Source organism: Rhodococcus sp. RDE2, from assembly GCF_020885655.1.
Taxonomy (GTDB): Bacteria; Actinomycetota; Actinomycetes; order Mycobacteriales; family Mycobacteriaceae; genus Rhodococcus; species Rhodococcus pyridinivorans.
Map to the genome: position 1 here is coordinate 2,815,797 of NZ_AP025186.1, position 19,587 is coordinate 2,835,383.

At 66.2% G+C, this 19,587-nt stretch carries 13 protein-coding genes and 3 pseudogenes; 7 read left to right on the forward strand and 9 right to left on the reverse strand.

Annotation, left to right across the window (positions count from 1 at the left end):
- Positions 1–525: 525 nt before the first annotated feature.
- Positions 526–1,626, reverse strand: a complete 1,101-nt coding sequence (locus LPH33_RS13215) for a hypothetical protein (RefSeq protein ID WP_229564903.1) — start codon at positions 1,624–1,626, stop codon at positions 526–528.
- Between the two features lie 983 nt (positions 1,627–2,609).
- Between LPH33_RS13215 and LPH33_RS13220 the strand changes: the two genes are divergently transcribed.
- On the forward strand, positions 2,610–3,470 hold the full coding sequence (locus LPH33_RS13220; RefSeq protein ID WP_229564904.1) for a barstar family protein: 861 nt from the start codon (positions 2,610–2,612) through the stop codon (positions 3,468–3,470).
- Between the two features lie 25 nt (positions 3,471–3,495).
- Here the strand turns inward: LPH33_RS13220 and LPH33_RS13225 are convergent, their stop codons facing one another.
- Entirely contained in the window at positions 3,496–3,963 is a 468-nt protein-coding gene (locus LPH33_RS13225; protein WP_229564905.1) for a hypothetical protein, read from the reverse strand.
- Positions 3,964–3,977: 14 nt separating this feature from the next.
- Between LPH33_RS13225 and istA the strand changes: the two genes are divergently transcribed.
- Together istA and istB are read left to right on the forward strand one after the other, a co-directional pair.
- Positions 3,978–5,672 carry an IS21 family transposase gene (gene istA / locus LPH33_RS13230; protein WP_229564906.1) on the forward strand — a complete coding sequence of 565 codons (1,695 nt, stop codon included), beginning with the start codon at positions 3,978–3,980 and terminating at the stop codon, positions 5,670–5,672.
- Entirely contained in the window at positions 5,669–6,475 is an 807-nt protein-coding gene (gene istB, locus LPH33_RS13235; RefSeq protein ID WP_229564907.1) for an IS21-like element helper ATPase IstB, read from the forward strand. The genes istA and istB overlap by 4 nt, the downstream gene beginning before the upstream one ends.
- Before the next feature lie 22 nt (positions 6,476–6,497).
- Here istB and LPH33_RS13240 read toward each other — a convergent pair whose 3' ends face one another.
- From LPH33_RS13240 to LPH33_RS13245, 3 genes are all read right to left on the reverse strand, one after another.
- Positions 6,498–6,902: a hypothetical protein gene (locus LPH33_RS13240; RefSeq protein ID WP_229564908.1), complete on the reverse strand. Its 405-nt coding sequence runs from the start codon at positions 6,900–6,902 to the stop codon at positions 6,498–6,500.
- A 1,265-nt stretch (positions 6,903–8,167) separates the two neighbouring features.
- Positions 8,168–9,367: a NucA/NucB deoxyribonuclease domain-containing protein gene (locus LPH33_RS26970; protein ID WP_420714437.1), complete on the reverse strand. Its 1,200-nt coding sequence runs from the start codon at positions 9,365–9,367 to the stop codon at positions 8,168–8,170.
- Positions 9,368–10,023: 656 nt separating this feature from the next.
- Positions 10,024–11,031 carry a tyrosine-type recombinase/integrase gene (locus tag LPH33_RS13245; protein ID WP_229564909.1) on the reverse strand — a complete coding sequence of 336 codons (1,008 nt, stop codon included), beginning with the start codon at positions 11,029–11,031 and terminating at the stop codon, positions 10,024–10,026.
- A 254-nt stretch (positions 11,032–11,285) separates the two neighbouring features.
- Here LPH33_RS13245 and LPH33_RS13250 point away from each other — a divergent pair, with 254 nt between their 5' ends.
- Positions 11,286–11,930 carry a class I SAM-dependent methyltransferase gene (locus LPH33_RS13250; protein WP_229564910.1) on the forward strand — a complete coding sequence of 215 codons (645 nt, stop codon included), beginning with the start codon at positions 11,286–11,288 and terminating at the stop codon, positions 11,928–11,930.
- A 512-nt stretch (positions 11,931–12,442) separates the two neighbouring features.
- On the opposite strand, the pseudogene LPH33_RS13255 reads toward LPH33_RS13250, so the two are convergent.
- The 4 genes and pseudogenes from LPH33_RS13255 to LPH33_RS26980 all read right to left on the reverse strand — a co-directional run.
- Positions 12,443–15,366 (reverse strand): annotated as a pseudogene (locus LPH33_RS13255) (Tn3 family transposase).
- Positions 15,367–15,593: 227 nt separating this feature from the next.
- Positions 15,594–17,057, reverse strand: a complete 1,464-nt coding sequence (locus LPH33_RS13260; protein ID WP_229564911.1) for a dihydrolipoyl dehydrogenase family protein — start codon at positions 17,055–17,057, stop codon at positions 15,594–15,596.
- A 102-nt stretch (positions 17,058–17,159) separates the two neighbouring features.
- Positions 17,160–17,603 (reverse strand): annotated as a pseudogene (locus LPH33_RS26975) (precorrin-3B synthase); the annotation flags it as partial.
- Between the two features lie 177 nt (positions 17,604–17,780).
- Positions 17,781–17,918 (reverse strand): annotated as a pseudogene (locus tag LPH33_RS26980) (precorrin-3B synthase); the annotation flags it as partial.
- 74 nt (positions 17,919–17,992) lie between these two features.
- On the opposite strand from LPH33_RS26980, the gene LPH33_RS13270 reads away from it, so the two are divergent.
- The 3 genes from LPH33_RS13270 to LPH33_RS13280 all read left to right on the forward strand — a co-directional run bounded on the left by LPH33_RS13270 (position 17,993) and on the right by LPH33_RS13280 (position 19,559).
- Positions 17,993–18,406 carry a PPOX class F420-dependent oxidoreductase gene (locus tag LPH33_RS13270; RefSeq protein WP_026061867.1) on the forward strand — a complete coding sequence of 138 codons (414 nt, stop codon included), beginning with the start codon at positions 17,993–17,995 and terminating at the stop codon, positions 18,404–18,406.
- 5 nt (positions 18,407–18,411) lie between these two features.
- Entirely contained in the window at positions 18,412–18,912 is a 501-nt protein-coding gene (locus tag LPH33_RS26900; RefSeq protein WP_088899434.1) for an acyltransferase, read from the forward strand.
- A 113-nt stretch (positions 18,913–19,025) separates the two neighbouring features.
- A complete protein-coding gene (locus LPH33_RS13280; RefSeq protein ID WP_059384180.1) occupies positions 19,026–19,559 on the forward strand; it encodes a glutathione peroxidase in 534 nt (177 codons plus the stop codon).
- Positions 19,560–19,587: the final 28 nt, after the last annotated feature.

A 19,587-nucleotide genomic window follows, 5' to 3' on the forward strand; every position in this document is an offset into this window, starting at 1 on the left:
TGCGGCAGACGGCGAGCGCTTCGCGCAGACCGGGCCGATGTCGATTGTCCCCCGCGTAGCCCTTGTCCGTATAGAGCCGGTCGTCGCGGACTCCGGCCTTTGAGGACTCTGTGGTGCGGTTGCAGATCTTGGCCCGCGGTGCTGCATCGGGAATAGCCGATCAGGATTCCGTCCATGAGGCGACGAAAGTGCTGTTTGAGTCAGCTATTCGAGACCGACATGCAGGACGGTTAAGCAGGACGGTTGGATGGCCGTCTTCCGCAGGACGCGATCGAGTGCCGGACCGTTTCGGGGTGTGCTGTTTGAGGATCGGTCCGCAAAATTGATCTTGTTCCGAAAACGAACGTATATGAAACGTCCGCCGCCGAATCGGACGATGTGACTTTCAGCGGTAGGTGGCACGGTTCTGAGGGTTGAAAGTGGTGCAGCCGAACTTGATCTGGAACTGAGAAGCGCCGCGAGTGGGCGTCACCACCGAACAGGTCGGTCGCCTGCACCTTTCTGTGTCGAGTCAGCGCGGCACGATCATTCGGCGGAGTCGGTTGTGTGGTTGCGCGCTGCGTCGAGCAGTGCCGCGATATCGAGTTCGTTCGGCCACTGCATCGTGGTGTCGGGGATGGGCCTGATTCCGTCGGCGACCACCCACACCGTTCCGTGGTCGTCGACGGTCACGGGTGGGCGCGTCGCGAAGATCGGCGTGCTGGTGACCGGTTCAAGGCTCTGCCCGTCGAGCAGCGTGAACAGCCAGAACTGGCGAGCGCGGTCGTAGGTGACCGGCCCGGGAAGAGGCCACCAGCCGGAGCGCCCGGTCCCGTCCGGTGGATGGTCGGTGAACCACACGAACGGCCCGGCCTGCCCGGCCGACATGAGCCCTTTCGGCAGGGGACGTGGGTCTCCCAGCGTGAGGTCCGCGAGAACCGGTGCCGCGTGTTCGCCGAGGAACAGGCGCAGTGGTGTGCCGCCGAGGAACATACGATGCTGCTGGCGACGGGTGTGCGGAAGAACCGGTCCGACAGTCAGCGCGCCTTCCAGAGGGACGCGCACGAGCCGGAAGGCCGAGTCCCCGCCGCGAACGGCGACGACAAAGCCGTCGGCATCGACTGCTACGGACGCCACGTACCCCTTCGGAGCGTTCACCTCGATCGGATGTCCGCCCGGACCGTGCAGTGTCCACCTGCCTTCGGCTCGGCAGGACAGGAGAGTGTCACCGAGTGCGGCGCCGGCGAGCACTGGGATGTTATCGACCTGACGTGGGGTTTCGCCCGCCTCGACCCGAAACAGCCCGTCACCGCCAGCGACCCAACAGCCGCCCGGGGTCGCCCAGATCCGGCGCGAGATCCCCACGGCCCCGGGTAGCACGTACTCGTGGACAGTATGGTCGGCGTCGACGCTCACTATCAGCGGCAGGGAGCTGTCGACCACCCACAGCACCCCACCGGCGGCAGAAATGTCACCGGCAACAATGCTCGGACGTGCAGGAAGATCCGGGACGTCGTCGAGATCGAGGTCGATCAACGCTCCGACCTCGGAGTCGGCCTCGTCACCGTCGTGTTCGAACAACCCATCGCGGTCGAAGAATCGTGGTGCGGCATCGACATCCCGCAACTGCCGGTACCCAGAAACCATGTGCCACGACCCCACCGTTCCAGGCCCACGACGGAATCGCGCGCTGACGATCCGGACCCTGGTGACACGACCGCGGACACGTCCTCCGGTGTCGTAACCCATGACTCCGTAGAAGCGTCCCGTGAGCTCGACCCGGCCGGTCAACGGCCGAAAGCCCCGCCACGACGCGGTCCAGCCATCCCCGCGCAGCAGCCCTGACCACTCCCACTGGCGCGGAGTGCCTTCGCCCGTGTATTGCCAGATTGGCGGCCGCGTGCTTGCTTCGAGGAGCGCACGCACAGTGACCACCCCGTCACCGACAGCTGGCAGTTCGACGAACCGGAGTGGGAACGCGATGACCGATCCGACTCGAGGAGGCGGTATCTCGCCATCCTCGATCGCGACGGCTTCGACTTCGACGGAAAGCGTTCGGCGTCCCCTCATGAGCCGTTCCACGCAGTAGTCACACGGCCGATGCTATCCGCACGACCAGCCGGTATGACGGCAGCGCGCAGGCCAGCCGGCCGCGTCGGAACGATGAGACACGCGGACCCGGATCGACACCCGCCACAGCAGTCGAGATCCGACTCTTCCCCTGGTGGTTCTCGCCCAGCTTGTCAGTCGTGCAGCGCGTGGACCTGCAGCGTTGCTTGACTGAGGAATGCGGCGATAGGGCGTCTTACCAACACGAAATCTGAAAAATGACACGTCCCGGTGGAACCTGCAAAAGTGTAGGTTCCACTGCTCGGTGTCACTTCTCTGTGCATCCGACCTGCGTGTTCTCAACATCGTGTCAGTGCCTGATTCTCACGAACTTGTCGGAATCCTCAGCCCAGTCGCAATCCCGTTAGCGGATCGTTAAGTGGTCTTGATCGGACCTGGTCAGGGTGCGCACCCACCTAGGCTCGAGGTATGGCTCACCGAGGTGTGCTCGATCCGACCGACCGCGATCTGTTCAACGAGCAGCGACAACGCTTCGACTGGAGTCTTTTGCAAACGGCAACGTGTACCGGTATGACCACGCATTCCAACTCGACAGCGCTTGCACCCGCCTGGCGGATCTCGGGTACCTCGTACACCGCATCGACGCCGATCCGTGGACGTCCGTCGAGGACATGCACACCGCATTCGCGGAGACGATGTCCTTTCCCTCCTGCTATGGCCGCAACCTCGACGCCCTCAATGATGTGCTATCCGACGTCGCCAGGTTCTACTACGGCAGCGATCCCGCTAGCTCGGGCACCGTCCTCGCGATCGCCGGATATGACACCCTCGCCGAAATGGACCGGCGCACCGCCGGCGTAGTGCTCGACATCTTCGCGGTTCAAGCACGCTTAGCCGCGCTCTACGCGCACCCGATGCTGTGCCTTGTCGAATCCACTGTCACCGATTATCCCGCAGTCGGTGGCCGCCCGGTCTCCTTCGGCAGCGTCTGGGATGTCGAGCCGGACCCGCCGGCGCCGTTTCAGGACGGGGATCTTGTCGAGAATGTCTTGCAGATCTATGCGGACGAGGCAGGGGCTGACAAGTACGTCGCCGAACTGCGCCAAGTCCTTGCCGACACCCTCACAGTCCTCGGCCGCTGGCAGATCCTCGATCCCGCGCTGGCCTCCGAGCGCACCGCAGCGTTTCACGTTGAGCATCGACAGGAACCACCTCCGCCGGGAACTCGACTGTGGGAGATCTTCATTGGCCTCCGTGGCACCGGGGACCACACCATCCTCGGCGACCAACTCGTGCACGTCCTCTCGGACGCCGGACTGCATTTCGACCAACTGATATCCAGGTTCTACCCGGCCGGAACCGAGGATCGAGCGCACGCTCTACGTAACTATCCCGACCTCCCCAACCCCGACGATCGATAGACCGACCTTCACCGGACAGTCCCCGCTAGCGGTCTCTTACCTTCAGGACGGCTTTCGTGAAGAACTCGGTGAACTCCTGTTCGAACTCCTTGCCGTTCATGCCCAAGACAGCAACCGTGTACCCGTCGACAGATGCGTAGCCGTAGAAGACCTCGTCGTTTGACCACTCCGGATTGTCTGGATCGGAGACCTCGTAGAGGATGACAGCGTCCTCGGTTGCGATCGCTGGGGGCAGGTCCAGTGGCGAAGTGGTGATGGTTCGCGAGTTCATCCTGTACGTCGAACACGATCCCGTGTGAGCATCGGCGACCTGCGCGATATCGAGTGGAACATCACTGACTGTCGCCTGCCATGAGAATGGGACCACTTTGACCTGATTCTTGCCAGGTAGATGGGACCACCCGGATTGCCAGTCATGGGACCACCCGGCGCGTCGCGCCGAGGTCCCGACGAACAGCTCGTTTGATACCTCGTGTCGGAGTTCTCCGAACACGAAGGCAGGCGAGCATGGCGTTTCGGGAGGTCAACGTGAACGAAGTCAAAGAAGTACTCCGGATCTGGCTCACCGGCCCCGGCGACAGACCCGCAGGACTGCGCACCATCGCAGCGCACTGCGGCGTCGACCGCAAAACGGTCCGCCGCTACATCGAGGCCGCTCGAGCCGCCGGCCTGGCTCGCACCGACAGCATCGAGGCACTCGACGACACACTGATCGGTGCGGTGATCGACGCGGTGCGCCCGGCACGCCCGCACGGCCACGGCGCAGCCTGGGAAACACTGCTGCCTTTCGAGAACCAGATCCGCGAATGGGTGACCGGCGGCAAGGATCATCCGCCCCTGACGATCACCAAGATCGAAACCCTGCTGGCGCGGCAGGGATGTGTGGTGCCGTATCGCACCCTGCACCGATTCGCCACGCAGCGATGCGGATTCGGCCGCACCGACACCACCGTGCGGATCCTCGACGGCGAACCCGGCAGCGAATGCCAGATCGACTTCGGCTACCTGGGGATGCTCACCGACCCCGAGACCGGCCGCCGGCGCAAGGTCCACGCGTTGATCTTCACCGCCGTGTACTCGCGGCACATGTTCGTCTGGCTCACCTACTCCCAGACCTTGACGGCGATCATCGCCGGCTGCGACGCGGCGTGGACCTTCTTCGGCGGTGTGTTCAAGGTCCTGATCCCCGACAACATGAAAGCCGTCGTCACCGACCCGGACGCGGTCAATCCGCGCCTGTCCCAAGGCTGGCTGGACTACACCCAGCACGTCGGATTCGTCACCGACCCGGCTCGGGTACGCTCCCCGAAGGACAAACCCCGCGTCGAACGCGCCGTGCAATACGTGCGTGGAAACTTCTGGGCCGGTGAAACATTCACCGACCTGACCGAGGCGCAGGACCATGCCGAGAAGTGGTGTCGTGAGGTGGCGGGCCACCGGATACACGGAACCACCGCGGCCCGCCCGTCCGAGGCGTTCGACACCGACGAAGCGCCGATGCTGCTGGCGGTTCCGCAACCCTATGATGTGCCGATCTTCAAACGGATCAAGGTGCACCGCGACTTCCATGCCGAGATCGCCCGGGCGTTGTATTCGCTTCCGCAGCAGTGGATCGGGACTGTGCTCGATGCCCGCGCCGATTCCGAACTGGTGAAGTTCTACTCCCGCGGCACCCTGGTCAAGGTGCACCCCCGCCAGCCTCCCGGTGGGCGCAGCACCGATCCGGAGGATCTGCCCACCGAGAAGGTCGGATATGCGATGCGGGATCTGGATCGGTTGATCGCCACCTGCACCGAGCACGGTCGGTGCATCGGGATCTACGCCCAGCGTCTGCTCGACGACCGACTGCCGTGGACCCGGATGCGAGCGGTTTACCGACTGCTCGGGTTGGTGCGTCGCTACGGGCCCGACCCGGTCGACACGGCGTGCAGCCTCGCGCTGGACCTCGATGTCGTGTCGGTGTCGAAGATCGCCTCGATGCTCGAACGTGGCACCGAAACCACCCCACCTGTCCTGCCGGCGGCCGGTGCCGCCGCCCCTGCTCGTTTCGCCCGGGACCCGTCGGAGTTCGCCACCGCCAGGACCTGCATCGCCACCGGCGGGACCACCGTTGCCGGTGAGAGGACCGCTTCTGCCACCGACAGGACCCCCCATTTGACGGTCGTCCCCGACGACGGCACCGACGCGAAGGAGCCCCGATGACCACCACAACCACCGGCCCGGTCGATCCGATCGGCGCCGACCTGATCGCGATCCTCAAGGCCCTCAAACTCGGCGCATTGAAAGACACTCTGCCGCAGCGACTCGCGTTGGCCCGCCAGCATCAACTCAGCCACCTCGCCTTCCTGGAACTGTTGTTGGCCGACGAGGTATCACGCCGCGAATCACGGTCGGCAGCCCTCCGTTCGGCCAAGGCCGGGCTGGATCCGAACATGCGCATCGACACCTGGGATGCACTCGAGGACCTGCACTACGACCGGGCGTTGTTGTCGGATCTGGTGTCGTTGCGGTTCGCCGACGCCGGCCACTGCGTCCTGGTCCTCGGCGCCGTGGGCGTGGGTAAAACGCATCTGGCCACCGCATTGGGTCACATCGCGATCCGGCAACGACGCAGCGTGCTCTGCGCCCGCGCCGACAAACTCTTCGCCCGCCTGCGCGCCGCCCGCCTCGACAATTCCCTCGACGCGGAGATGCGGCGGATCACCGCCGTCGACGTGTTGATCCTCGACGATTTCGCGTTGCGGCCGCTCGATGCAACCGAAACGAACGACTTCTACGAGCTTGTCGTCGAGCGGCACAAACGCAAATCTACGATCGTCAGTTCCAATCGTGAGCCCTCGGAGTGGTTGTCGATGACCACCGATGCGCTGCTGGCGCAGTCCGCCGTCGATCGGCTCACTTCCGCGGCGCACACCCTGGTGATCGAGGGTCCGTCCTACCGGCAACGCAGCCGTCCCGGACGGACCGTGGTTGACAGTTCAGAAAGCGAGGCCGATGCTCGATGAGCACTCTCGGGTGGTCCCATGCTCATGGCAACGAGGTGGTCCCATCACCCTGGCAAGCGACACTGACCAGCGCGAGATAGGACCTTTCGTTGTCGAGGTATGCGCCCATCATCGATGTCGTATCGACGTTGCTCAACGTCAGCCGGGCTTCGTCGGCGTAGCTCGACTGCTCGCCGCACCCGACGGGTTCGTACGTGATGTCGATCGGCAACCCGACGTCACTCGGCGTATCCAGCTTCAGGTTCAGTACCAACTGTTCCGGCTCGGTGAACCGGGCGGTCTGCGTTCCGGCGGGCAGGTCCTCGGTGGTGAGCAGGAGGCTGTCGCGGGATGCTGGCTCTTTCGGCTCCTCGTCGCTTCCCCCGCATGCTGTTAAAACCAGCAGTAGCCCAACGATTCCGGTTTTCTTCAGGGGCGCACGATACATTCCGGGAACGCTACCGGTACCGAGCGGTTTCAGTACCCTCGCGCATGCGGTCGTTCGTGTCCTCGAGATCCCGAAGGTACGCAAACAGGAGCAGCCGATCCGGCACATGCCGGCGCATGGTCTTCCCGTCCAACCCGCACAACCACATCGGCTGGGCTGAGATCCGCACCACCTCCGGTGCATAGTCCGCCAGCCACAATCGGTCCGGCTCGAGTCGGCTCTCGTAGAGGACATGAGCACGGTTGGTGGCCGGCCAGAACATCCCGGAATAGTGCCGACGACGGGGATGGCTACGGAATTTCCGTATAGGCAGTCCCCGGCTCCTCCGATGGCGATCTACCGCAGCGAGGGTCGTCGCGACAAGAACACCCGAGTCCTGCCCGTACCTGACCTCAACCTCGCTGGTCCGGGGCACTTTCGCGGTATCCGTCCAGGACGGTGCCGACCGACACGAAACTCGGAAACCGACACGCTACCGCCACGAAATCTGGAAACCGACACCGAATCGTGGAACCTACAAAAATGTAGGTTCTCCCCGGGCGTGTCAGTAGGACGGTCCTTGGACCCGCGATTTTCCAAGTTCGTGTCAGTCAGAGATTCCCACGATCTTGTCGGGATCCTCATCGTTCCTGCGCACGTGCCACGACGTGATCACCTGGGGTCTGAGCCGGAACTTCGCTCCATACCTCTAGTGCGATTTACCATTCGAGTCCGAATGAGGGGAGGAAGGCTCGACCTCGTCGAGCCTTCCTCTTTGACAACTCCTACCTGCCCATCACAGCATGGACACTTTGGTGCTGGATGATTGAAGGCATCCTGAAAGGAGCCGGCCAGATCTGCACCTTGTAACGTTCGACCGGTTCTTCAGTGACCAAGTCCCACATTCGATCGCGTCCCGTGGCATACGCTCGGACGCGGTAAGACCCCGCCCCCCGGGACAGAACCGTCTCTGGGAAACCAGGAATGACGTCCTCGGCCCCTGTAAGAACCTGGACCGTATCCGAGTAAGTTTGGACCGAGACTTCTTCGATGTCTTCCCAACCCTCATCTACCGTTGATGGGGGGTCATTTAAGACCTCAACTACTAACTCGAGGGGTCCCATGTACATGCCTGTATAAAAATACACCATTCCGACGTCACTCGCAGCAAGTCCAAAACCCTCCTCGGGAAGGGGTGGCAGTTCCTCCCATGCCCGCTCGTCTGAATCCTTCAGACAGAACATTCGGTCGACATTCGCGGTACCTGAATACAACATTCAATCCACCTATCCCGCAGTCACATACAATGCGTCACCATCCAATACGCGGTTTTTGCGGTAGAAAGTCACCATAATCCCTCCCTGGGCACTATTCTGGTTGGCTTTTATCATGCACGAACTGAAACCTACGAAATGGACGCCCCCGGGGGACCCGGACTCTTCAGGGAATGCAGTTATGAGACACCCCGCAAAGGTACGACCGTTGCTTGGATTAAGTCCCGTCGATGCGCCCTGAGCGGTCGAAGCCATGGGGTATTCATCGCAAGTTTTAGTGGAGTCCGGGCGCGGCAGCCATGACGGGCAAGCAGTGGCCCGGTTCGGCCCCTTGCGTGGATCGTTTTCAAGAATGCGATTGAGCGCGCGTCCCGACGACGGGTGCCCCGGAAGTCCGGAGTTTTGAGCTCTGGCCACGTGACTCACCAATTCGGGAGCATTGATGCGAGTGGTCGTCACATCGAGGGTAGGGATGCCCTTCAGCATTACACATCCGGCAGATGTCTTCAGCGCTTGCGCATCGCAACGAACTTGGGGCGTTGTCCAGGCTTGGGCATCAATACTTGCATATCCGGGCGCGGAAGGCTGAGCCCAGAACGTACCATTATGTGCTGCCTGGACCGTACCCGAAGGAATCGATCCGGCGTTCATCGACACCGAGTAGCGGAGAGTCTGCCCGGGGGTCAGTACATCAGTGGGCCCTCCAGGTCGTGTAAGAGTGGGCTGACATGCCCCTGTGCACGTCGCCTCTGTAGCGAGCGAAATTGTAGTATTAATTCCGGATCCCCATTTTTCCACTGTGCGCAGTCGGATTTGGAAAGTATTATCGGTTCCCTTGTACTGGGTGTCCAGTGACATTTCTATCTCTCCGTGAGCACCGCCTACCGCGACTCCATTAGACCGAAGTGTCACCGAGAATAGTCCTCGCACACAGCTGTAGTACCGCTCGGAACGCCACACTTCATTCGCCATAACAGCACACCATGGCTTCAAGTAAGGCTGCGGGTTCGCGTCCCTGGCGCGGATACCCCCCCTCTCGCATCTGTAACCACTCACGCTCTTGAATTTGCAACTCCGTTCCTTCGATCGAAGGTAGAGCATCTGGATCCGTGGGCTCCTGCTGAGGTTCGTAAGGCTGGCGTGGAAAAGGGCGTGCCTGAGGCGCGGGGCGGGACCTATTGTCATTCTCTTCCGAGAAGGTCTCTTCAACATCGGTACTCGGCGTGACAGGAGTAGGCGTGAGCATTTCTGTCGAAGGGGCCGAAGGTGGTGTCGACGCTGTTATGTCAGGGGAATCGGTGTTTGCAGGTTCGGAAGGGTCAGATTCGATTGATGTGGAAGGAGCAGGAGGCAGACTTGTTGGCCCTTGATCCTCGGAAGGAGATGCAGGCGCAGGATCCTCGGCAGGTGCTTGCTGGGGGCTATGAATTGAGACGCCGGGAGCTGGGTCGACCCGGTCCCGTTTGCATGCTGGATGACTGTCTAAATGCCACGTTTATGAGACGATCATCTGCCACCCTTTCGTCATTCGTTCGGGCGTCGAGGCAACCCCGTAGCGGACGCGATGAGCAGGGGTTGTACGCTGCACCCGTTCCGGACTCGGTTCAGAGCGTCATCGTATGGCTGTAAGTGTGGTCCTTGCCCTCGTCGTCCTGCCAGTGCAAGGTCACATGTTGGGTCAATGCCACGCCCATGTGCAGCGCTGTCAACACGCCCACCTCGGTGCCAGGGGCGATGGCTTCGAACGTTGGAACGTCACTACCGCTGTCGCTGAAGAGGTGCGGCGCCTCTCCGTCGCCTCGCGGTTCGATATGTAGGGGTTCCGGTAGTAACCGCCGAAAAATCAACGGATATGACGTAGCTGCTGGTCAGCGTCGGCGTTCGGCTCCCGGGCCCAAGATCGAGGTCAGCTCGCGCATCGCCTGTGGGGACGGTTTGAAGTATCGGCGCAGGTTCTCGGCTTTGCGGTGGCGGGACTTGGCCATCAGTTCCAGCAGGCTGGCCCCGGATTCCCCGAGGTGGGTCAGGCCGGAGTGGCGCAGTTCGTGCAGGTCCCAGCCGGTCCGGGGTCCATCGACGGCGGTGGCGGCGTCGAGCAGGTCGCGGGCCTGGTCGTAGGACAGCCGGGCCAGGCCGGTGTTGGGACAAACGTCGCGGTCGGCGAGGTACTTGCCGGGCCCCGGCCGGCGGTGGGTCACGAAAACAGGTCCGCGGGTGCGGTCGCGGATGAGCCGGGGCAGCAGGCGGGCGGTGCCCGCGTCCCAGTACACGTTCTCGAGGACGTGTTCGTGGTGGGCGGCGCCGCGGCGGCGGGTACGGGGTTTGGCGCCCTTGGACTTCACCGCCGCACACCGCCCTGCGAGGTCGAGGTCTTCGACGTTGAGCTGGAGCAGTTCCTCGGCACGGGCACAGGTTTCGTACAGCATCCGCCACAGCGTCTTCTCCCGCAGGTGGATCTCGCGGCGGGCGATGAGCCGGTCGATCGCGGTACGCGAGCGGACGGGGGTGTCGGAGTCCGGCGGAGTGGACCGCGCGGCCGAGGCCGGGACGCTCGGCGCGGTCCAGCCCTGCTCGGCGCACCAGGACAGCCATCTGGCGACTGCGGCGCGGCGCGCGTTCCAGGTGTTCACCGCGGCGGTGCCCCAGAGGGTTTCCAGTGCGGCGCCGACTTCGGTGTCGGTGACCGAGTCCAGGGCGCGGCTGGCGGCGGTGAGTCCGTCGTGGCGGGCGTCGAGCTGGTCGACGGTCTTGACGACGGCGATGCCGTAGGCGCGGCGGGTGTTCGCCGAGCCGATCGTGTCGAGGAACGCCTCGGCGGCGGTGCGCAGGGTGCGCGCCGGCGGGGCGGTACGCAGCCGGGTCACTCTCGCGGCCATCGGATTCCCCTCTTCAGTACTATAGCCCCGGATAACGGGGTCGCTTCGTGTGCACCCCGGAGCGGGTCCGCCGCAGGTCGCCTCTCAAGTTACCCCGGATAACAGACCATTATCCGGGGTATCACTGCTATCGTTGAGCGGTCACGGCCAGACGCGTACCGCCGTTCCGGTGCCTCCACCCGACCGGGTGGAGGCACCTTCGCCGTTCCCGGGTAGCGCCGAGTCCGCCGCGATCATGGAATATCGTGCCGGTCATGACCACGGATGATTGGTTGGCCGACACCCGAACCTCTTATGACACGGTTGCGGTCAGCTATGCCGACCAAGTGCGCGGCGCCCTCGCCGGACACCAGTACCTTCGCGCGGCTCTGGCATTGTTCGCCGACAGCGTGCGGACCGCTGGCGGCGGACCGGTCGCGGACGTCGGCTGCGGCCCCGGTGAAGTCACCGCCCACCTGCATGAGCTCGGTGTCGACGCCTTCGGTATCGACCTCTCCCCGGCGATGATCGACGTGGCCCGACGCGACCACCCCGACCTGCGGTTCGAGGTGGGCTCGATGACGGAACTGAACCTGCCCGTCGCTTCGGTGGCCGGCCTGCTCGCCTGGCAGTCTTTGATCCACATCCCAGACGACGAGGTGCCGACTGTATTCGGGCGCTTCCACCAAGCACTGCGTCCCGGCGGACCGTTGCAACTCCTGTTTCACGTCGGCGGCGAGTCGCTGTTGAAGACAGAGGGCTACGGCGGTCACCCGATGAAGGTCCATGTCCACCGCCGGCAGCCGAACCAGGTGGCATCGTGGCTGCACGATGCCGGATTCGTGGTCGAGGCCCAGATGCTGCTCGACCCGGATGCGAAAGCTCAGCAAGCGATTCTCTTCGCACGCAGTAAGTCCTAACTTCTGCATATGTCGGGCTCGCCATTCGGAACCGCGAGGTCCCCGACGTACACCGCCCGGCGGGAAGCGTGGACCTGGAGTACGCATGTCACCGACCAACGCGACGCCGAACCGCATCGCCCCCACTGACGCGCCGCCCCTTCGGCGCCGCGGTCACCTGCCGACCAGACGCCCCGCCCGCACAGTCGACCCAGGAGCCGGCATGGAATCCCGGCGTCACCCACAGCGAGCCCGAAATACGCCCTGCACGTCTGGACCGGCCGGGCACGGCGGGTGATCAGCCGGCACACCGGACGCCAGTGGGCGGGCATCACCGCCGACAAGCTGCGGATCGGAGTTGAGGGCGCCCCTACTCCTTCGGCTACATCGCCGGACCGCACCACTCACGGGCCTGGGACCACGACTGGACCCAGGACGGACGATCCTGCGCGGACCTGATCCCGGACATGAGGACCACCGAATGGCTCGACCACGAGCACACGAACCGGGCCCTGGGGTAACGCCGGGACCGGTCAGAACAGGGTGTCGCGCACCCGCAGCGGCCGGTAGCCCGTCGGGCCGAGCGCGGCGAGTTCGCCCTCGATGTCGACTTCGATCGCGCCGAAGAAGTTGATGTTGGCGCTGTGCGCGGGGCTGACGTGGGCCAGGACCTCGTCGTCGATGCGGTGCCCGGCCCGGCGCATCTGCTCGACCGCGAGGCCGTAGTACTCGGTGGTCCAGGCGATCACGGCGTTGGTGGCCAGGGTCAGGCACCACGCTTGCTCGGTCTGGTCGGCGAGCTGGCGGGCGCGGATCGTGCCCTCGTGTGCGTAGAGCAGGTCGCGGCGTAGATGGTGCGCCGCAGCGCCCCGTACTCCTTGAGCGCGGCGGCCAGGGTGTTCTGACGGCCCGAGGCGGAGAGCTTGCCGACGAGCAGGGAGGCGGTGGCGTGCCCGAACTTCAGCGAGCCAGCCAACCGGAGCAGGTCGTCCCAGTGCTCGGCGATCAGATCGATGTTGGCCTTGCGGGTCATCAGCGGGCCCGCGTGCGGGAACCGGGCCTCGGCGTCGGCGCGGGGGCCCGGCCGGTAGAGGGTGATGCGGCCCAGGTCCCGGATGCGTGGGGACAGCTGCATCCCGAGCAGGTCGAACAACCCGAAGTTGACCAGGGTGACCCCGTGGGTGTCGGTGGCGTGTTCGGTGATCGGCAGATCGGTGGCGTTGCCCAGGATCTCGTCGAGCACGTAGTGGGCTTCGCGTTTGGTCGCCACGATCACCTTGGTGCCGTAGGTGGCGTGGGTGTCGGTGACATGGGTGTAGGTCGACAGGCCCTCACCGGCGAAGTAGCGGCTCATCGGCCGCGCGGTGGTGGATTTCCCGCGCGTGGGGAACCGCTGCCCGTCGCTCGACGACAAGGTCCCGGTGCCGAACACCGGAGTCAGCGGGAGCCGCTGGTGGTAGTCGATGAGTACTAGGCTGGCCGCGCGCAGGGTTTCCTCGCGCACATACCATTCGTCGGTCCAGGACAAGATGTCGTACGAGATGCCGCAGGCCTCGGCCATCCGGGTCAACCCGAGGTTGGTCGAGTGCGCGAGCAGCACCGCGATCAGGTTGCGCTTCAACTCCGGCGTGCGGGTGGCCTGTCCGCCGGCGTGGGTGAAGCAGTCCAGGTAGCCGGTGCGTTTGTCCAGCTCGATCAGCAACGACACGATCGGTGCGAACGGCAGCATCTCGGTCAGCTCGGCCTTGAGCGCGATCGCCTCGGCCGGAACGTCCTCGGCGGTCAGCGGGGAGATGATCAGATCCCCGGACTCGCCGTCCAGGCGTACCGGCCCCTCACCTTCGGCGAGCACGGTCTCGAGTTCATCGACCGCGGTGTGCAGTTCTTCGACGACGGCGGCCAGGGCGACGCCGGGATCGGCCGACCGCCCGACCAAACGGCAGAACTCGCCGCGCTGCGGTTCCCACCGCTGCGGTGTGAGCAGGTAGGCGGCCGGGTCGGCGTAGCGGCGTGAGCCGGGCACGTACACGTCCCCGCTGCGCAGCCCGAGCAGCACGCACAGCTCCCAGTAGTGCCGGTAGGCGGTAGCGCTGCCGGACTTGCGCGCCGCGTCGAGGTAGCCGCGCCACTTCGCGGGCACGAACCCGGTCGGGGCCTCGTCGAACACCTTCCGCCGCGCGGTCGCGTTGAGTTCACGCAGCATCGCGACCGCGATCAACAACTCCGTCGCCGCGGTCCCGCCCGCGAACTCCACCGTCGACAGCACCGCGGGGGTGAACTGACGCAGGTAATTGTAGGAGGAGTCCAGCGCGGCCAGGTGCCCGTGATCACGCGGCAACCGGGGTTTGGCCTGCGCGATCGCCGCCCGCAGACGTTCCCACCCGATCGCATCGCCGCGGATCAACGCACCGATCTCCTCATCGGCCACCGCAGGATCGGTCACGATCGCCAGGAGGTCGTCCAGCAGGGCCTGGCGGTCCTCTCCGGATTTGCCGCGTTCGGCCAATTCCTGCTGCATCCGGCGTTCGGCGGCACCGAACTTCGCCGAGATCGCCTGATCGAACAAGGCCACGACCTCGTCGAGCACGTCGGTTCCGGACTGCGCCAGCACGGTGAGCAGGATCGGATACCGCCGCTGCGGATCCCGGCGTTCCAACGCCTGCGGGGTCAACCGGCGCCCCATCGTGGCCAGGAACCGGCGTCGTTCGGCGGGCAGCACCGACATATCGAGCCGGTCGGCACCCAGGTCGCGCAGGAACGCCAGCTTGTCGACCTCGGCGCGCACCGCAGCCGCGGACGCCTCCACCGGCCCGGTCGACAGCCACCGCAACCGCGAAACCCCCAGCGAGGCATCGGTGGTCAGCAGTGCGTCCAACTCGGCGCAGCGGGCCGGGGTGAACTCGTGGGCCAGACGGTCGTAGGTCTCGCGCTGGGCCTGCTCGCGGGCGTGGGCGACGCGTTCGACCATGCTCACCGGGCCTGGGCGGATCACCCGCGCCGAGATCAGATACTCACACCCCAACCGGAACAGCAGAGTCGGGGAATCGTGTTCCATCGCCCGCGCGAGCAGGAACTCGTCGAGCTCCTTGAGTTCGAGCGCACCCGCCGCCCGCCAGCCCAGATACTGAGCGACCAGGCGTAGATGGTCGGTGCGGGTCTGGGCGCGGCGGCCGTAGGAACGGATCTCAGTGCCGTCGAGCCGCAGCTGCTCGGCCAGCCGCGCTACCGCGACCGGCGGGGCGGTCACCACACGATCGGGCACGAATCCCAGCCACGGCAACGTGCACAACGCGATCGCGATCCCGAGCCGATCAGCCGGACCACGACCGCGGCCGGGATCGACGAACGCCAGATCCGCCGGCGAGAGCGTGAAGAACCGGAACAGCTGCTCCCGGCCGATCTCCGGGAACTCCCGCAGACGCGCCAACTCCTCATCCGCGAACACCCGCGTCGCCACGAAACCGACCTCCCATCAACCAACCACGTTGGGAGCCAAGCCAACCAGTAGTCCGCCTCCACCGCAGGCCGAACCGGGCCCTCACCAGCAATCAGCCGCGGCTACGCCATATCCGTTGATTTTTCGGCGGTTACTACCGGAACCCCCGTCTGCCGCGCTGACCGTCGGCGTGCAGTTCTCGTCGCCACGCGGCGTGTCACGACGACAACTGCACGTTCGAGAGGCGGTCAGCTGCGGCGGGATTCGAGCAGCCGCAACCAGATCTCGCTGATGGTGGGGTAGGACGGCACCGCATGCCACAGCGCATCCAGCGGCACCTTCCCCACCAGGGCGATGGTGGCGGCGTGGACGAGTTCGGCGACCTCCTGACCGACGAAGGTTGCGCCGACCAGGGTGTCGGTGGCCCGATCGACGACGAGCGCGGCGTGCCCGGCGTAGTCGTCGCGGGCCAGCGAGGCACCGGCGACGTCGATGTCGGCCTCGAGGACCTCGACGTCGACGCCGTCGACGCGGGCCTGCTCGGCGGTGCGGCCGACCGCGGCGATCTCCGGGACGGTGAAGATCACCTGCGGGACCTGACCGTGGTCGGCGCTCGCCCGGAACCGTGACCCGTCGGTGGGGCGGTTCTCGGCGCGGGCGGCGATGACGTCCCCGCACACCCGCGCCTGGTATTTGCCCATGTGGGTCAGTGCGGCGCGACCGGCGATATCCCCGACCGCGTACAGCCATTGCCCGTTCACCCCGTCGACGGTCAGATCGTCGGCGACGGTCACCTTCCCGTCGGTCAGGCCGACGCTGTCGAGGCCGAGTCCGTCCACGGTGGGGTGGCGGCCGGCGGCGACGACGATCTCGTCGACCTCGAGGGTGCTGCCGTCGGACAGTTCGACGGTGGCGGGACCACCGTGGATGCAGCCGACGCCGGTGTCCTTCACATCGGGGCGCTGCACCGAGCGGATCTCGGTGCCGTAGCGCACATCCAGGCCCTTGTGGGCCATGCGGGTGGCGACGCGTTCGGCGGCGAACGACTCCACACGCGGCAGCAAGCGGTCGCCGCGCACCGCGAGGGTGAGTTCCTCGACGCCGAGTTGCCGCAGCCAGGTGGCGGTTTCGCACGCGACGACACCGCCGCCGACGACCAGCACGCGGCGGGGGATCTCGAGCAGGTTCGTCGCATCGCGGGAGGTCCACGGCAGCGCGTCGCGCAGCCCGGGCAGGTCCGGGATCGACGGGACGGTGCCGGTGGCCAGGACCACGGCGTGCCGGGCCTGCAGGCGACGCTCCCCGTCGCTGCCGGCGACGGTGACGGTGCGTTCGCCGTCGAGGCGGCCGTGGCCGCGCACCACGTCGATACCCGCACCCTTCGCCCAATCCACCTGGGAACTGTCGTCGCGGTTGTGGGTGAAACTGTCGCGGCGGGCCAGCACGGCCGGTACCTCGACCCCGTGGGCGCTGATCTTGTCGGCGACGCCGGGCATGTTGCGGGCGGTGGCGAGCACCTGGGTGGGACGCAGCAGAGCCTTGCTGGGCATGCACGCCCAGTAGGAACATTCGCCGCCGACGAGTTCGTGTTCGACGAGCACCGCGGTGCGGTCGCTGCCGGCGATGGCGTACTGGGCGGCGTTCTCCCCGGCCGGGCCCGCGCCGAGGACGATCACGTCATAGCTGTCGGATTCCGCTGTCGGACCGCTCATCCGTCCACGATAGGCGCGGCCGAACCGCCGGCGGGCCGGATCGGCGGCGACGGTCCGGTTCGCGAAGTCCGCCCGTTCGTGCAGGTCGGGGACGGATCAGTGCAGGTGCGGGGAGTCGGCGTCGAAGATCAACCCCATGGGGGCGAGCACCCGCACCACCTGCTCGGCGGTCCACTCGTCGAGATCGCACAGCAGCACCGACCGCCACGGGGTGACGATCACCGGACGTTCGACGGCGGCGAGGAATTCCGCGAGTCGCGCGGGGAGGATTCCGCTGGGCAGCCCGCCGGCGAGGGTGACGGCCCCGTCGGGCTGGTCGAGCCAGCCGATCGGCGGCCGCGGCTGCTCCGGCACCGGCTCCGGATCCGAGGTCGGGTCGGTCGGTGGGGTGAGCAGCGCCTCGGCTGCGTCGGCCGGGTCGACGCGCACCCCGGTATCGGCGCCGTCGCGGATGACCGCGAAGCGACCGTCGGGGCGGGCGAGGACCGCGACGGCGGGGGCGAGAGCGACGATGTCGCCGGTGCCGTCGTCGAGCCCGAACACGGTGCCGGCCGCCACCGGCCGCTCGTCCAGGCGCGCGATCACCGCGGCGGTGAGTTCGCGCAGGTCGTGGTGTCCGCCGATGCGGCCGCTGAGCGGGGAGACGAGAAGCCGTGCGCGGGTGGGCACGTCGACGGTGAGCCCGGCGGTGGTGACGGCCGCGCTGATCGCGGCGTGGTCACCCCGCACCTGCAGCTGGGCGTGGGCGGTCAGGTGCAGTTCGCCGCCGCCGTGGGTGTGGGCGAGTTCGGCGAGCGCCTGCACCTGCGCGGAGGTCAGGTGCCCGGCGGGCAGGTGCACGTCGACAGCGGTATCGGCCATGACCGCCAGCGTAGAACGCGGCGCCGGCGGGACGAGCGCTGCCGTCGGACCGTGCGGTTTGTAGGGTGGTGGCCATGCCCGAGTCGACGACCCCCACCTTCGCGGACCTCGCCGCCGCCAAGTTCGTGCTGCTGACCACCTACCGCAAGGACGGCAGCGCGGTGGACACCCCGGTGTGGGCGGCGCCCGACGGGAACCGGCTGCTGGTGTGGACGGTCGCCGATGCCTACAAGGTGCGGCGGTTGCGCCGCGATCCGCGGGTGTCCCTGGCGATCTGCGACGCGCGCGGCAACGCGAAGTCGGCGGCCGTACCGGGCACGGGGGAGGTGCTCGACGCCGACGGTTCGGCGCACGCCCGGTCGGTGATCGCCCGCAAGTACGGGCTGCTCGGCCGGATCATCGTGGGCGCGAGCGTGGTGCGCCGCGGCCGCACCGGCACCGTCGGGTTGGCGTGTGTGCTCGATCCCGCCGACACGGCCGGCCGGTAGGCGTCGTGGCGCGTTCTCACACCTACCGGTCCCAGGCGATCGCGGTGGCGCTCGCGAGCAGCCCGCTGATCTCCAGCGGGAGTCGCTGGAAGTGGTTGCGCCGCGCCGGTGTCGACGCCGCACCGCCGAGCCTGATCCACACCCGCGTGGTGGTGCAGGGCCTCGGCCGGCTCACCCTCGGCGCGGGCTCGTTCGTCAACCACGGTTGCTATTTCGACACGGTCGCCGACATCACGGTCGGGCAGCGGGTGTTCCTCGGCGACCACGTGCGGGTGCTCACCAGCAGCCACCGGATGGGCACCGCCGAACAGCGCGCGTCGACGTTGACGGGGGAGCCGGTGACCATCGGCGACGGCGCGTGGATCGGCTCCGGGGCGGTGATCATGCCGGGCGTGAGCATCGGGGCCGGCGCGGTGATCGGCGCGAACTCGCTGGTGACGAAGGACTGCGCCCCGCACACGCTGCATCTGGGCAGTCCCGCCCGGCACGTCCGTGACCTGGACTGACCCCGCCACCCGAGCGCGTCCGGATCGTCCGGGTTCGCCGATCCCGTAGGGTCCGTGGTGATCTCGGCCTCATCTGCGGGGCCGAGCCGATCGAACCCAGTTCAGGAGAGCGCATGTCCGTGCACGAGTACACCGTGGCCACCGCCGACGGCGGCAGCGAGGATCTCGCCCGCTTCGCCGGCCGGTACCTGCTGATCGTCAATGTCGCCAGCAAGTGCGGCCTGACCCCGCAGTACGAGGCGCTCGAAGCGCTGCACCGCGAACTGGGTGAGCGCGGCCTGCAGATCCTCGCGTTCCCGTGCAACCAGTTCGGTGGTCAGGAACCGGGCAGCGACAGTGAGATCCAGGAGTTCTGCCGGGTGAACTTCGACGTCACCTTCCCGGTGTTCGCGAAGCTCGACGTAAACGGCGACGACGCACACCCGCTCTACCGGTACCTGCGCGCCGAGGCTCCCGGCGATTTCGGGCCGCAGCACGGTTTCCTGTTCGAGCACGTGAGCAAGACCCGCCCGGAGGCGCTCGGCACCGACGAGGTGAAATGGAACTTCACCAAGTTCCTCGTCGACCCGCAGGGCGCGGTGGTGCGCCGCTTCGAGCCGACGGTCACCCCCGAGGAGATCGGCAAGGAACTCGCCGACCTGCTCTGAGCCACTGCCGGTCCGGTCGGTGCTCGCC

Bases quoted from the DNA above. Each gene is read 5' to 3' on its own strand.
- LPH33_RS13215 (WP_229564903.1), bottom strand. From the start codon at position 1,626: ATGGTTTCTGGGTACCGGCAGTTGCGGGATGTCGATGCCGCACCACGA.
- istA (WP_229564906.1), top strand. From the start codon at position 3,978: ATGGCGTTTCGGGAGGTCAACGTGAACGAAGTCAAAGAAGTACTCCGG.
- istB (WP_229564907.1), top strand. From the start codon at position 5,669: ATGACCACCACAACCACCGGCCCGGTCGATCCGATCGGCGCCGACCTG.
- LPH33_RS13240 (WP_229564908.1), bottom strand. From the start codon at position 6,902: ATGTATCGTGCGCCCCTGAAGAAAACCGGAATCGTTGGGCTACTGCTG.
- LPH33_RS26970 (WP_420714437.1), bottom strand. From the start codon at position 9,367: ATGTTGAAGAGACCTTCTCGGAAGAGAATGACAATAGGTCCCGCCCCG.
- LPH33_RS13245 (WP_229564909.1), bottom strand. From the start codon at position 11,031: ATGGCCGCGAGAGTGACCCGGCTGCGTACCGCCCCGCCGGCGCGCACC.
- LPH33_RS13250 (WP_229564910.1), top strand. From the start codon at position 11,286: ATGACCACGGATGATTGGTTGGCCGACACCCGAACCTCTTATGACACG.
- LPH33_RS13260 (WP_229564911.1), bottom strand. From the start codon at position 17,057: ATGAGCGGTCCGACAGCGGAATCCGACAGCTATGACGTGATCGTCCTC.
- LPH33_RS13270 (WP_026061867.1), top strand. From the start codon at position 17,993: ATGCCCGAGTCGACGACCCCCACCTTCGCGGACCTCGCCGCCGCCAAG.
- LPH33_RS13280 (WP_059384180.1), top strand. From the start codon at position 19,026: ATGTCCGTGCACGAGTACACCGTGGCCACCGCCGACGGCGGCAGCGAG.